This window comes from Nocardioides alkalitolerans, assembly GCA_038184435.1.
Classification (GTDB): domain Bacteria; phylum Actinomycetota; class Actinomycetes; order Propionibacteriales; family Nocardioidaceae; genus Nocardioides; species Nocardioides alkalitolerans_A.
Genome location: CP116227.1, coordinates 1,622,671 through 1,636,174, shown reverse-complemented (window position 1 = coordinate 1,636,174; position 13,504 = coordinate 1,622,671). Strand labels below are relative to the sequence as shown.

At 72.4% G+C, this 13,504-nt stretch carries 12 protein-coding genes; 3 read left to right on the top strand and 9 right to left on the bottom strand.

Annotated features, from left to right (window positions below):
- Positions 1-8 precede the first annotated feature (8 nt).
- From PIR53_07905 to PIR53_07895, 3 genes are read right to left on the bottom strand one after another with little or no spacing between them, the layout of a single operon-like run.
- A complete protein-coding gene (locus PIR53_07905) occupies positions 9-470 on the bottom strand; it encodes a DUF421 domain-containing protein (GenBank protein ID WZH53906.1) in 462 nt (153 codons plus the stop codon).
- Between the two features lie 23 nt (positions 471-493).
- A complete protein-coding gene (locus PIR53_07900) occupies positions 494-1,018 on the bottom strand; it encodes a hypothetical protein (protein WZH53905.1) in 525 nt (174 codons plus the stop codon).
- Positions 1,015-2,196 carry an alcohol dehydrogenase catalytic domain-containing protein gene (locus tag PIR53_07895; protein ID WZH53904.1) on the bottom strand — a complete coding sequence of 394 codons (1,182 nt, stop codon included), beginning with the start codon at positions 2,194-2,196 and terminating at the stop codon, positions 1,015-1,017. Before PIR53_07895 ends, PIR53_07900 begins: the two co-directional genes overlap by 4 nt.
- A 236-nt stretch (positions 2,197-2,432) precedes the next feature.
- On the opposite strand from PIR53_07895, the gene PIR53_07890 reads away from it, so the two are divergent.
- Positions 2,433-3,950: an RNA polymerase sigma factor gene (locus PIR53_07890; protein ID WZH53903.1), complete on the top strand. Its 1,518-nt coding sequence runs from the start codon at positions 2,433-2,435 to the stop codon at positions 3,948-3,950.
- A 73-nt stretch (positions 3,951-4,023) separates the two neighbouring features.
- Here PIR53_07890 and PIR53_07885 read toward each other — a convergent pair whose 3' ends face one another.
- Together PIR53_07885 and PIR53_07880 are read right to left on the bottom strand one after the other, a co-directional pair.
- Positions 4,024-4,497: a DUF456 domain-containing protein gene (locus PIR53_07885; GenBank protein ID WZH53902.1), complete on the bottom strand. Its 474-nt coding sequence runs from the start codon at positions 4,495-4,497 to the stop codon at positions 4,024-4,026.
- Positions 4,498-4,599: 102 nt separating this feature from the next.
- Positions 4,600-4,833 (bottom strand): hypothetical protein, encoded by a 234-nt coding sequence (locus PIR53_07880; protein WZH53901.1) that lies wholly within the window; start codon positions 4,831-4,833, stop codon positions 4,600-4,602.
- A gap of 328 nt (positions 4,834-5,161) precedes the next feature.
- Between PIR53_07880 and PIR53_07875 the strand changes: the two genes are divergently transcribed.
- Positions 5,162-7,234, top strand: coding sequence for a DNA topoisomerase IV subunit B (locus PIR53_07875; protein WZH54420.1), 2,073 nt, complete (start codon positions 5,162-5,164; stop codon positions 7,232-7,234).
- An 88-nt stretch (positions 7,235-7,322) separates the two neighbouring features.
- Positions 7,323-7,796 carry a hypothetical protein gene (locus PIR53_07870; GenBank protein WZH53900.1) on the top strand — a complete coding sequence of 158 codons (474 nt, stop codon included), beginning with the start codon at positions 7,323-7,325 and terminating at the stop codon, positions 7,794-7,796.
- An 82-nt stretch (positions 7,797-7,878) separates the two neighbouring features.
- Here the strand turns inward: PIR53_07870 and PIR53_07865 are convergent, their stop codons facing one another.
- Genes PIR53_07865 through PIR53_07850 form a run of 4 tightly spaced genes read right to left on the bottom strand, consistent with a single transcriptional unit; the run spans position 7,879 to position 13,495 of the window.
- Positions 7,879-8,373, bottom strand: a complete 495-nt coding sequence (locus PIR53_07865; protein ID WZH53899.1) for a carbonic anhydrase — start codon at positions 8,371-8,373, stop codon at positions 7,879-7,881.
- 11 nt (positions 8,374-8,384) lie between these two features.
- Positions 8,385-10,148 (bottom strand): MFS transporter, encoded by a 1,764-nt coding sequence (locus PIR53_07860; protein ID WZH53898.1) that lies wholly within the window; start codon positions 10,146-10,148, stop codon positions 8,385-8,387.
- Positions 10,145-10,960: an LppX_LprAFG lipoprotein gene (locus tag PIR53_07855; GenBank protein WZH53897.1), complete on the bottom strand. Its 816-nt coding sequence runs from the start codon at positions 10,958-10,960 to the stop codon at positions 10,145-10,147. Before PIR53_07855 ends, PIR53_07860 begins: the two co-directional genes overlap by 4 nt.
- A 6-nt stretch (positions 10,961-10,966) precedes the next feature.
- Entirely contained in the window at positions 10,967-13,495 is a 2,529-nt protein-coding gene (locus tag PIR53_07850) for a DNA topoisomerase IV subunit A (GenBank protein ID WZH53896.1), read from the bottom strand.
- Between the last annotated feature and the right edge of the window lie 9 nt (positions 13,496-13,504).

The following is a 13,504-nucleotide window of genomic DNA, read 5'->3' as shown; positions in this document are numbered from 1 at the left end:
CTTGCCGGTCAGGGATCGGTCGGCGTCGCGGGCTCCTGGGTGAAGAACGAGATCCTGCCGTCCGCCTCGAGCACGGCGACCTCGACGTCGGCGAGGTGGCGGACACCGTTCTGCCGGGCGGCGGCGACGAGGTCGGGCACGGAGAGCCGGTGGTGCCGCAGCGCGGCGGCGACGGGCTCGCCGTCGCGCACGACGACGACCGGCGCGCCGCGGAACCAGACGAGGCGCTGCGGCCAGCGGTAGGTGAGCCAGGAGAGCAGCACCGTCAGCGACGCGAACGTGCCGATGGCCAGCACCACGCCGGTCATCGAGTAGTCCTGCTGTGTGACGCCCTGCTGGGCGAGGTCGCCCATGGTCACGAACAGCACGAGCTGGAAGGTGGAGAGCTCGCCCAGCGTGGTGCGCCCGACGGCGCGGGTGACGAGCCAGAGGAACACGAAGACGACGGCGGCGCGCAGCACGATGTCCATGGGTCACTCCCGGGGGCGAGGGGTCACGGGGCGATGAGCAGCGGCGCGTCCACGACCACGGTCCGCCCGTCCGGCACCGTGGCCGTGACCCGGGCGTCCGTGCCGCGCAGGGCGCTGGGCTGCACGTAGTGGTCGAGCTCGACGACCAGCGTCGTGGTGCCCGGCACGGTCTCGAAGGTGAGCACCACCTGGTCCCCGCGGCGCACCTGCGACGCGGGCTCCGGCTGGATCGCCTGCGCCTCGAAGAGGTGCAGGTACGCCGCGTCGATCCCCACGTCCACCGTGGCGGGCAGGCCGGCCGGGTCCTCGACCGTCACGGCGAACGTGACGTCGAGGCCCGGCCGGGCCACGCGGGGGAAGTCGACCTCGAGCCGGAGGCCGTCCGTCGTCGCCGTGGCCGTCGCGGTGCGGACCCCCCACGTGCCGCACGCGCCGGCCACGACGACCGCGGCGAGCACGCCCATGCCCACGCGGCGCACCCGGGCGCCCGCCCGCCCCGTACGGCGCGGGTCGATCCCGTCCCACGTGCGGGCGCGGGCCGTGCTCACGGCTGGAAGACCACCTTCACCATCCCGGGCGCCTTGTCGCGGAACGCCCGGTAGGCCTCCGGGGCCTCCGACAGCGGCAGGTGGTGCGTGGCGAACTCGTCGGTGCCGAGCGGGTCGTCGTCCTGCTCGAGCAGCGGCAGGATCTCGTCGGTCCAGGAGCGCACGTTGGCCTGGCCCATCCGCAGCTGGAGCTGCTTGTCGAACAGGGTGACCATCGGCAGCGGGTCGGCGGCGCCGCCGTACACCCCCGAGATCGAGATGGTGCCGCCGCGGCGTACCAGGTCGATCGCCGAGGTCAGCGCCCCCAGCCGGTCGACGCCCGCCTTCTTCATGAGGGGCTGGGCGAGGACGTCGGGCAGGAGACCGGCGGCCTTCTGGGCCAGTCCGGCGGCCGGGGTGTCGTGCGACTCCATGCCGACGGCGTCGAGGACGGCGTCGGGCCCGCGCCCGCCCGTTAGGTCGCGCACGAGGTCGCCGAGCTCGTCGCGCGGCTCGGAGGACAGCACCTCGATGCCGCGCGCCGCGACGCGGTCCCGACGGTCCTGCTCGGGGTCGACGACGATGACGCGTACGCCGCGGTGGTGCGCGATCCGGGCGGCCATGGCGCCGATGGGTCCGGCGCCCAGGACGACGAGGGAGTCGCCCTCGCCGACGCCGGCGTACTCCACGCCCTGCCAGGCCGTGGGGAGCACGTCGCTGAGGAAGAGGAAGCGGTCGTCGGACGGGCCGTGCGGGACCTTCACCGGCAGCGTGTCGCCGAAGGGCACGCGGAGCAGCTCGGCCTGCCCGCCGGGCACACTGCCGTAGAGCTGGCTGTAGCCGAAGAGGCTCGCCCCGGTGCCCTGGTCGCGGTTCTGCGTCGTCTCGCACTGGCTGTTCAGGCCCTGGCGGCAGGTCCAGCACTCCTGGCAGCTGACGTTGAACGGCACGACGACGCGGTCGCCGACGGCGAGCGACGACACCGCGGAGCCGACCTCCTCGACCACCCCCATGGGCTCGTGGCCCACGATGTCGCCCGCGGTCATGAACGGGGACAGCGGGCCGTAGAGGTGGAGGTCGGAACCGCACAGGCCGGTAGAGGTGATCCGCACGAGCACGTCGGTGGGTTCCTCGATGCGCGCGTCGGGGACCTCCTCGTAGCGCATGTCCTGCGGGCCGTGCCAGGTGACTGCCTTCATCGTGGTCTCCTCGGGGAGGGAAGCAGGGACGCGGACCGGTACCCGCGCGGACCCGCGCGGACCCGTCCCGACCCCGGCTCGGCCCCGGCTCGGCCCCGGGACGTCGGCGCGCAGGGGGCCGCGGAGTCCCGTCGCACCCTGCCGGGGGTGGGGACGCTTCGGCGGCGTGGCATCATTGCCGGAGCGGCGCTTGACAAGATCCTGGCTCTGCCGCGCCCGGAAGTAGTTGACGAGAGGTGTTCGTGGCTTCGATCACGCGCAAGAAGCTCCCCGCAGAGGTGCTCGCCCACCCCGCCGTGACCGCACTGGTCGAGCAGGGGTCCGCCGCGGGGGTGGTCTCCCCCGAGGCCGTCCGACAGGCGAGCGAGGACGCGGCGATCGAGCCGGCGCACCTCAAGGCGCTGCTGGCCCACCTGAGCAGCCACGGGATCACCGTGGAGCTCTCGGCCGCCGGCACCCGTGCCGTCGCGGCGTCGACCGCCCGCAAGACCACGAGCGCCGCGGCGAAGAAGGCGGCGGCCAAGAAGCCGGCCGCCACGAAGGCCGCGCCGGCGAAGACGGCCGCGAAGGCGGCACCCGCCGCCGACGAGCCCGAGGACGCCGTGGACGAGGCGGAGCTCGAGGAGGTCGACCTCGGCGACCTCGACACGGGCGACGACGCGGCGCAGGCGCCGGTGGAGATCGGCCCCGACGGCAAGAAGGTCCTGCCCGACATCCCGGACGACCAGTTCGAGAAGGACGTCGCGGCGGACCCCACGATCAAGCAGGACGAGAAGGAGGCGTCGTTCGTCGTCTCCGCGGCCGACGACACCGACGAGCCCGAGCAGCAGGTCATGGTCGCGGGCGCCACGGCGGACCCGGTCAAGGACTACCTGAAGCAGATCGGCAAGGTCCCCCTCCTCAACGCGGAGATGGAGGTCGAGCTCGCCAAGCGCATCGAGGCCGGCCTCTTCGCGGAGGAGAAGCTCGCCAAGGGCGGCAAGATCACGCCCAAGGTGCTCGAGGAGCTCGAGTGGATCTCCGACGACGGTCGTCGCGCGAAGAACCACCTGCTGGAGGCCAACCTGCGCCTCGTCGTCTCGCTCGCGAAGCGCTACACGGGTCGCGGCATGCTCTTCCTCGACCTCATCCAGGAGGGCAACCTCGGTCTGATCCGTGCGGTCGAGAAGTTCGACTACACGAAGGGCTACAAGTTCTCGACGTACGCGACGTGGTGGATCCGCCAGGCCATCACCCGCGCGATGGCCGACCAGGCGCGCACCATCCGCATCCCGGTCCACATGGTCGAGGTCATCAACAAGCTCGCCCGCGTCCAGCGCCAGATGCTGCAGGACCTCGGCCGGGAGCCGACGCCCGAGGAGCTCGCCAAGGAGCTCGACATGACGCCCGAGAAGGTCGTCGAGGTGCAGAAGTACGGCCGCGAGCCCATCTCGCTGCACACGCCCCTCGGCGAGGACGGCGACTCCGAGTTCGGTGACCTCATCGAGGACTCCGAGGCGATCGTCCCGGCCGACGCGGTGTCGTTCACGCTCCTGCAGGAGCAGCTCCACGCAGTGCTCGACACCCTGTCGGAGCGCGAGGCCGGCGTCGTGTCGATGCGGTTCGGCCTCACCGACGGCCAGCCGAAGACGCTCGACGAGATCGGCAAGGTCTACGGCGTGACGCGTGAGCGCATCCGCCAGATCGAGTCGAAGACGATGAGCAAGCTGCGGCACCCGTCGCGCTCGCAGGTGCTGCGGGACTACTTGGACTGACGCACCCCGTCGTACGCCGCGGCGCCGTTCCCCCTCGGGGGAGCGGCGCCGCGGTGCGTGCGGGGGCAGGAGGTCAGAGCCGGAAGGCGGCGACGACCCAGATGCTGCTCGCGACGACGGCGGCGGTGGCCTCGATGGCCATGCTGAGGCCGACGGCCTTGAGGGCGTGGACCGTGGAGGGCCAGGCCTCCTCGCGACCGACCCGGGCGGTCTCCGCGAGGTAGACGCCGAGCACGAAGCCGATCACGAGACCGACCACCGGCACCACGAAGAAGCCGACCACGCCCAGCACGCCGCCGAGGAGCAGCGTGCGGGTGGGGATGCCGGCGGCCTTGAGGCGCTTGCCGGGCACGGCGTACTGCACCACCGTGCCGACGAGCAGCACCACCACGATGGCCGCGAACCACCACCAGGCGGCACCACCGGTCAGGATCGCCCACACCAGGAGCGTGCTGCCGATGAGGAGGGTGCCGGGCAGGATCGGCACGACGATGCCGAAGATCCCGACGAGGAGCAGCAGGGCCACGATGGCGTCGGTCGAGGTCACGGATCCATCCTCCCGGACGCACGACGACCCCGGACCTGTGGGTCCGGGGTCGCCGTGGTGGTCGTCGGGGTCAGCTGCGGCTCGGGCAGCTGCGGGGGCTGGTCAGCGCTCGTCTGCCGGCGCGTTGCCAGGGGTCGACGCCAGCTTGTGCGTCTCGTCCTGGACGTTCGCGGCCACCGAACGCAGCGCGTCGCCGTGCTGACGAGCGTGGTGGGCGCAGAACAGGAGCTCGCCGCCGCTGGCGAGCTCGACACGCAGGTAGGCCTGGGCGCCGCAACGGTCGCAGCGGTCCGACGCCGTCAGTGCCGGGGTGTTGGGGGCAACTGCAGTGGTCACATCGGCCTCTTTTCTCTCGGTGCCTGGCCCAACCTAGCCGTCGGGGAAAACATTCCCGTGGTGCTGTGGCGGGGATGACATGTCGAATCCCATCATGTGCTGCTGTACCCGTTCGCGACCGGCCCCACTCCTGGATTGGTCGGGGGTGGACCGGCTGCACTGCCATCCTTGTCCTCCCACCCGCTCCAACGGTGCATTTCGGGAGAAGTTCCGCCCGTGGGTCGAGATCACCCGGCCCCACGCGCGCCCGATCCCCGGAACCGTCCGTGCCCGCCGGTAGATTGCGGGCCACGGCGCCGTCGACCGATGCGCCGCGTCGCACGAGGAGATCGCCACCATCGACACGACCTACAACGCCGCGAACCTCCTGGTCCTCGAGGGCCTCGAGGCCGTGCGCAAACGGCCGGGGATGTACATCGGGTCGACCGACACGCGCGGCCTCATGCACTGCCTGTGGGAGATCATCGACAACGGCGTGGACGAGGCCCTCGGTGGCCACGCGAGCGCCATCGAGGTGGTGCTGCACCCCGACGGGTCCGTCGAGGTCCACGACGACGGCCGCGGCATCCCGGTCGACGTCGAGCCGCGCACCGGCCTGCCGGGCGTCGAGGTCGTCTACACCAAGCTCCACGCGGGCGGGAAGTTCGGCGGCGGTTCCTACGCGGCGTCGGGCGGCCTCCACGGGGTCGGCGCCTCCGTCGTCAACGCGCTGTCGACCCGGCTCGACGTCGACATCGACCGCCCCCCGGCCCGCCAGGGGATGTCGTTCCGCCGCGGTGTCCCCGGCGTCTTCGACGGCGACGGTCCGGGTGTCGAGTTCGAGCCGCGCTCCGGACTGACCCGCAAGGGCCCCCGCGTCACGGCCACGTCGGGCACGGGCACCCGCGTGCGGTTCTGGCCCGACCGGCAGATCTTCACCAGCGACGCCACCTTCGTCTTCGACGACCTCGTCACGCGGGCCCGGCAGACGGCCTACATCGTGCCGGGCCTCGAGATCAGCGTCCGCGACCTCCGGGGGGAGGAGCCGCGCGAGGAGGTCTTCCGCTACGACGGGGGCATCGCGGAGTACGTCGCGTTCCTCGCCCACGACGAGCCGGTGACCGACGTGCTGCGCCTCCAGGGGTCGGGCCGGTTCACGGAGACGGTGCCGGTGCTGGACGAGCGGGGGCACATGACGCCCCAGGAGGTCGAGCGCGAGCTCGTCGTCGACGTCGCCGCCCGGTGGGGTCACGGCTACGAGACCGAGCTGCGGTCCTACGTCAACGTCATCGCCACGCCCAAGGGCGGCACCCACGTGCAGGGCTTCGAGCGCGCCGCGGTCGACGTCTTCAAGGACGTCATGCGCTCCAGCAAGGTGCTGAAGAACAACGACGACGACCCGATCAAGGACGACGTGCTGGAGGGCCTGACCGCCGTCGTGACGGTCGGTCTCGCCGAGCCCCAGTTCGAGGGGCAGACGAAGGAGATCCTCGGCACGCCGGCGGCCCGTTCGGTGGTCAACAAGGTCGTGGCCGGCGAGCTCCGCGCGTTCCTCACGAGCACCAAGCGCGAGGAGAAGGCACAGGCCCGCCTGGTCATGGAGAAGGTGGCCGGGGCGACGAAGACGCGGCTCGCGGCCCGCCAGCACAAGGAGACCCAGCGCCGCAAGAACGCCCTCGAGTCGTCCGCGCTGCCCGCCAAGCTGGCCGACTGCCGCTCGGGCGACACCGAGCGCAGCGAGCTGTTCATCGTGGAGGGTGACTCCGCGCTCGGCACGGCCAAGCTCGCCCGCAACTCGGAGTTCCAGGCGCTGCTGCCCATCCGGGGCAAGATCCTCAACGTGCAGAAGGCCTCGGTGGCCGACATGCTGAAGAACGCCGAGTGCGCCTCGATCATCCAGGTCGTCGGCGCCGGCAGCGGACGCACGTTCGACCTCGACGCGGTGCGGTACGGCCGGATCATCTTCATGGCCGACGCCGACTCCGACGGTGCGCACATCCGGTGCCTGCTCGCGACGCTGTTCTTCCGGTACATGCCGGGGCTCATCGAGTCCGGCCGGGTGTTCTCCGCCGTGCCGCCGCTGCACCGCATCGAGCTCTCCAACCCCCGCAAGGGCCAGGACAAGTACGTCTACACGTACTCCGACGCCGAGCTGCAGCGGAGGCTCGCCGAGCTGAAGAAGCGCAACCAGAAGTGGCGCGACCCCGTGCAGCGCTACAAGGGCCTCGGCGAGATGGATGCCGACCAACTGGCGGAGACGACGATGGATCCCCGGCGCCGTACGCTCCGGCGGCTCACCGTCGACGACGCCGCGATGGCCGGTGAGGTGTTCGAGCTGCTCATGGGCTCCGACGTCGCGCCCCGCAAGGAGTTCATCGTGGCGGGCAGCTACAGCATCGACCGCGAGGCCATCGACGCGTAGGCGCCCGACGGGGGCCGCACGGATCGTGTGGCATCCGTCGCCGTGTCGCGGGCGTGGCCCGACCGCGGCGTTGTGTGATGCTGGAGCAATGGTGGAGCGAGACGACACGTCGTTGTTCGAGGACATCCTCGACGACGACCGCGACCCCAGGAACCCCGGCGACCTCGATGACGGCGACGACCTCGACGACGGCCACGACCACCGCTTCGGTGCGTCGCGGCGTCAGTGGTTGGTGCTCCTCGGCGGTTTCGTGGTCTTCCTCGTCTGCGTGATCGCCGCTCTGCTGCTCGTGCGCAACGCCTTCGCCGGGGACGACGAGGGCAACGCCGTGCCGTGGCGCGACCCCGTCGTGGAGGGCAGCACCGTCACCGTGACGTTCGACCGCAGCCCCTGCGCCCGCACGGGGGAGACCACGGTCGAGGAGAACGCCGACGAGGTGGTCGTGACCGTGCGCGAGGTGCCCCGTCCGACGCTGTGCTCGTCGCCGGGCGACGTCGCCGAGGAGACCGTCGAGCTCGACGCCCCGCTGGGCGACCGGGCGCTGGTGGACGGGTCCTACTGATCCGACTCGGCCCGAGCCCGGCCTGAGGTCGGCAACGCGCGCCACCGGCCGGGGGGTCGGCGCCCCCGACCGGCGTGCACGATCAGACGACCTGCTCGAGCAGGCCGGTGTCGACGTCGTAGACGAAGCCGCCGACCTTGACCGAGGCCGGCACGAGCGGGTGCGACGTGACCTTGTGGACGTCCTCGGTCAGCGTCGCCCGCTGGTCGGTGACGACGGGGAAGCCCTGCCACGCGGCGTCGACCCCGGCGGACTCGGTCACCTTCGCGCGCAGCTCGGCCTCGGTGTTGGAGGCCACGGCGCAGCGGGTGTGGGGGACGACCAGCACGCGGTCGACGTTGAGCAGGTGCACGGCCAGCACGAGGGCCTCGAGGGCCTGGGGCGTGACCCGGCCGCCCGGGTTGCGGAAGATCTTCGCGTCACCCGCCTTGAGGCCGAGCATGGCGAGGGGGTCGATCCGGCTGTCCATGCAGGTCACGATGGCGACGCCCGCGTGGGCGATGCCGTCGAACCCGCTCAGGCTGAAGTCATCGGCGAATACACGGTTGGCGTCGAGGAGGTCGTCGAAATCGCTCACAACCTCGCAACTTAGCCGATGAGCAGCCCGCGGTTGCCGACCTCCCGGGTTTCGGACCCCCGCAGCAGCACCAGCGCGAGGACGGCGGCCACGAGCGCGCACACCGCGGCTCCCGCGAAGATGAACTGCTCCTGGGTGAGGGCGGCGTCGAGCTGCAGCCGGATGTACGCCGAGCAGCGGGAGCCCTCGTCCCCGCAGACCTCGGCGGGAGCGGGGATGTCGCGCTGCGCGGCGTAGAACGCCCGGAGGCCCAGGGCGGTGAGGGCCGAGATGCCGACGAGCATCCCGACCATGCGGGCCACGACGGTCATCGCCGACGCCAGCCCGTGCACGTCGTCGCCGGTCGCGGCCAGCACGGCCGCGTTGACGGGGGCGAGCGCCAGGCCGAAGCCCAGTCCGGTGACGAGCAGCGGCACGGTGGAGACCAGGTGCTCCAGGCTCTCGGCGTCCCAGCTCGCCATCCAGACGAAGCCCCCCGCCGCCAGCAGCATGCCGCCGCCCGCGATGACGCCCGCGGGCAGGCGCCGCAGCAGCCAGCCGCCGAGCACGGCGCCGACCGGCAGCGCGACGAGCAGCCGCACCAGCACGAGGGACGCCGCCACCTGGGAGTCCTTGTGCACGGTGAGGGCCGCGAAGATCGGGATCGACACCACGGCCGCGATGAGCGCGGAGCCGACGAAGAAGCTCACCAGCAGCCCGCCCCAGGCGTTCCGGTGCGCCAGGGCCCCGCGGGGCACGACGGGGTTCGCCGCTCGCCGCAGGTGCACGACGAAGAGCACGGCGGCGACGGCGGAGCCGAGGAGGTACCAGGGGCCGGCGGGGGAGAACACCTGGATGGCGGGGTCACCGGTGCCGAACGCGAGGACGATGCCGCCGAGCGCCGCCGCCAGCAGCAGGGCGCCCGGCAGGTCGGCGGCCGAGAAGGCGCGCCACCAGCGACGGAGGTCGAGCAGCGGGTGCGGGGTGACGAGCGACCACACCAGGAGGGCGACGAGCGCCAGCACGGCGACGAGGCCGACGGGGGTCAGCCAGCGGTGGGTGCCGACGTAGGACACGAAGAACTGGCCCCAGAACAGGTCGCGCACGATGCCCGGCGGGCGGAGCGCGTTGAGCGCGCCCGCCACGACGAGCACGACCAGGAGCAGCCACGACACCACGTCGCGTCCGGCTGCCCGTCGGGCCGAGGCCGTCGCGTCCACCACCTCGGACCGCCGGGCCGCACGCCCCACGGCGACGAGGAGGACCGCCGCGGCCGCCAGGTTGAGGGCGAAGATGCCGCGCCACGTCGCGACGGCGAGCACGAGCGCGCCGGCGACCGGTCCGAGCACGCTGCCGAACTCCTGCACCGCCGAGACCAGGCCGAGCGGCAGCCCCCGCCGCTCCTTCGGGTAGAGGTCGGCGACGAGCGCCATGGTCGCGGGCACGAGCCCCCCGCCGCCGACGCCCTGCAGGAAGCGGCCGACGACCATCCCGGGGAGGTCGTAGGCGAGCATCGTGACCGCGGACCCGGCGGCGAACACCGCCAGGGCGAGGAGCAGCACGGGCACCCGGCCCTCGAGGTCGGCGACGCGGCCGATCAGGGGGAGCATCGCGACGTACCCCAGGAGGAAGCCCGAGATGATGGGCGCGGAGCGCTGCAGCTCGAGCGCGTCCAGACCCGCGGCCGCGCTCATGTCGGGCAGGGCGAGCACGACGACGTACGTGTCGGCGGCTGCGATGGCGATGGCGACCGCGGCGAGCGCGAGGAGGGTGCGGTCGGCCGGGCGGAGCGTCACGGCGCGGTGATCTCGATCGTCTCGCCGTAGTCGGAGAAGGAGATGACGTAGGTCATGGCGTCGCTGCCCGGGTAGAAGACGCCGGTCAGGCGCGCGGAGAGCAGGTTCTCCTCGTCGTCCACCTGGTAGGTCACGTCGAAGTCGCCGTCGTCCGCGCCGGGGATGATCCGGCGCACGACGGACGCGTCGAGCGTGCCCGTGTAGGTGGTGGCGGTGCCCTCGTTGTTGGGTCCGACGCGCTCGGTGTCGCCCTGCTCGAGGTCCTGCGTCGCCGTCAGCAGGCCGGAGACGCCGTCATCGGGGTCGATGAGGGCACCGGGGTCGGGGGCGTTGAAGTCCTCGGGGTCGACCTCCGCCCAGCTCGGGAAGATGACGAAGCCCTGCGCGTAGGACTGGCCGTCGACCGAGAGGATGTCGCCCGAGGCGTCGCGCCCCAGCACGCGCACGATCATCTCGCCGGAGAACCCGTCGGGGCGCACGGCGGTGCCGTCGAGGCTCACCAGCGCCGCGTCGGCGTCGGCCAGGTCCTCGCTCGTCACCGCGATCCGCACGCCCTCGGCCGCGTCGAAGTTCTCCTTGACCTCCTTGAGCACGTCCTCGGGCGCCGCGTCGGGGCGGTCGAGGCCGGGCTCCTTGTTGTTCAGGAAGAACGTGGGGACCAGTGCGGCGGCGATGAGCGCCACCACGATGATCGCGCCGATCACCCAGCCGCGTCGGCTCGGCCGGCGGGTGGCGTCGTCACCGCCGGGCTCGTCGCCGGGCTTCTGACCGGGCTCGTCGCCGGGCTGGTCGCTGGGGAGGGGGGCGTCCATGGGCGGTCAGCCTTCCACATCGGAGGTCGGACGTGGCCCGTTCGAGCCGGGCTGCAGCGCGAGCACGGGGGAGCCGATGCCCGCGACGGGCTGGGCCAGCGGCGTACCGGAGCCGTCGCGGCGGCCCTGGGCCGCCGGCAGCGGCACGGGGCTGCCGGACGCGGCGGACGCGCGGGCGGGGCCCGGGCCGGCCCAGGCGAGGAGCAGGGCGTCCTCGCCCTTGAGGAAGCGGTGGCAGCGGACGCCGCCGGTGGCGCGGCCCTTGCCCGGGTACTCGGAGAAGAGCGTCACCTTCGCCGTGCCCGTCTCGGTGCCGGGCAGGGCGGTCGAGGAGCCGCCGACGGTCACGACCACGGGGGCGTGGGGATCGGCCGCACCGCCCGACGGGCCGTCCGGGTCGAAGGCCGAGAAGTGCACGACGCGGGCACCGGGCGCGAGCTTGATGCCCGCGACGCCGCCGCCGGCGCGTCCCTGCGGCCGCACGCCGCTCGCGGGGAACCGCAGGAGCTGGGCGTCGGACGTGATGAAGCAGAGCTCCTCCTCCCCGGTGCGCAGCTCCACCGCGCCGACGACCTCGTCGCCGTCGCCGAGACGCACGACCTCCCAGTCGTCGCGGTTGGGCACCTCCGGATTGACGCGCTTCACCACGCCCTCCCGGGTGCCGAGGGCCAGCCCGGGGCCGTCGGTGCGCAGCGACGTCAGGCACAGCACGCGCTCCGTTCCCTCCAGCGCCACGAACTCCGCCACGGGGTGCCCGCCCGCCAGGTGGGGGTCGGCGGCCGTGTCGGGCAGCGCGGGCAGGTCGAGCACGCTGAGCCGCAGCACGCGTCCCGCGGTCGTCACGACGCCGACCTCGTCCCGCGCCGTGGTGCGGACCGCGGAGACGACGACGTCGTGCTGCACCCGCGCCGCGTCGTCCGCCTCACTCGTGCCGGCCAGCTCGGCCGTGCGGGTGCGTGCCAGGAGCCCGGTCGAGGAGAGCAGCACCCAGCACGGGTCGTCCGCGACCTCGAGCGGCACCGCGGCGGTGGCCGGGAGGTTGGCCGACTCCAGCAGGACCGTACGGCGCGGGGTGCCGTGCTCACGGGCCACCTCGGCCAGCTCGTCGGAGACCACGGCGCGCAGCCGGGCGTCGTCGCCGAGGATCGCGTCGAGGTCCTCGATGGTGCGGCGGAGGTCCTCCTGCTCCTTCTCCAGCTCGAGACGGCTGAAGCGCGTCAGGCGGCGCAGGGGCATGTCGAGGATGTACTGCGTCTGCACCTCGGACAGGTCGAAGACCGTCATGAGGCGGTCGCGGGCGGCGGCCGAGTCGTCGCTCGTGCGGATGACCTGGATGACCTCGTCGATGTCGAGCAGCGCCAGGAGGAGGCCGTCGACCAGGTGGAGCCGGTCGGCGGCCTTGCCGCGGCGGAAGGCCGAGCGGCGCCGCACGACGTCGTAGCGGTGGGCGAGGAAGACCTCCAGCATCTCCTTGAGGCCCAGCGTGCGGGGCTGGCCGTCCACGAGGGCGACGGCGTTGATGCTGAAGGAGTCCTCGAGGGGCGTCAGCTTGAAGAGCTGCTCGAGCAGCGCTTCGGGGTGGAAGCCGTTCTTGACCTCGATGACGAGGTGCAGGCCCTTCTCGCGGTCGGTCAGGTCCTTGATGTCGGCGATGCCCAGCAGCTTCTTCGCCTGCACCAGGTCCTTGATGCGGGTCATCACCTTCTCGGTACCCACGCCGTAGGGCAGCTCGGTGACGACGATGCCCTTGCGGCGCCCCATCGTCTCGATGCGCGTCGTGGCGCGCATCTTGAAGGAGCCGCGTCCCGTCTCGTAGGCGTCGCGGATGCCGTCGAGGCCGATGATGCGGCCGCCGGTCGGCAGGTCGGGGCCGGGGACGAAGCGCATGAGCGCCTCGAGGTCGGCCGACGGGTCGCTGATGAGGTGCCGCAGCGCGGCGACGGTCTCGCCGAGGTTGTGGGGCGCGCAGTTCGTCGCCATGCCGACCGCGATGCCGGTCGCGCCGTTGACGACGAGGCTCGGGATCGCCGCGGGGAGCACGCTCGGCTCGAGCTCGCGGGAGTCGTAGTTGGGTCGGAAGTCGACCGTGTCCTCGTCGATGGACGCCGTCATGGCGATGGCGCCGGGCGCCATCCGGCACTCGGTGTAGCGCATCGCGGCCGGCGGGTCGTCGGGGGATCCGAAGTTGCCGTGACCGTCGATCATCGGCAGCCGCATCGACCAGGACTGCGCCTGGCGGACGAGGGCGTCGTAGATCGCCCCGTCGCCGTGCGGGTGCAGGCGACCCATCACCTCGCCGACGACGCGGGCCGACTTCACGTGGCCGCGGTCGGGCCGCAGGCCCATGTCGTTCATCGTGTGCAGGATGCGGCGCTGCACCGGCTTGAGACCGTCGCGGGCGTCCGGCAGGGCGCGGGAGTAGATGACCGAGTAGGCGTACTCCAGGAACGAGGTGCGCATCTCGTCCGAGACGTCGATGTCGAGGATGTGCTCCTCGATGTCGTCGGGCGGCGGGGTGGTGGTGCGACGGGCCATGGGGCGCAT

Excerpts from the sequence above, each read along its gene's own strand:
- PIR53_07850 (WZH53896.1), bottom strand. The coding sequence starts at position 13,495 with ATGGCCCGTCGCACCACCACCCCGCCGCCCGACGACATCGAGGAGCAC.
- PIR53_07895 (WZH53904.1), bottom strand. The coding sequence starts at position 2,196 with ATGAAGGCAGTCACCTGGCACGGCCCGCAGGACATGCGCTACGAGGAG.
- PIR53_07855 (WZH53897.1), bottom strand. The coding sequence starts at position 10,960 with ATGGACGCCCCCCTCCCCAGCGACCAGCCCGGCGACGAGCCCGGTCAG.
- PIR53_07870 (WZH53900.1), top strand. The coding sequence starts at position 7,323 with ATGGTGGAGCGAGACGACACGTCGTTGTTCGAGGACATCCTCGACGAC.
- PIR53_07905 (WZH53906.1), bottom strand. The coding sequence starts at position 470 with ATGGACATCGTGCTGCGCGCCGCCGTCGTCTTCGTGTTCCTCTGGCTC.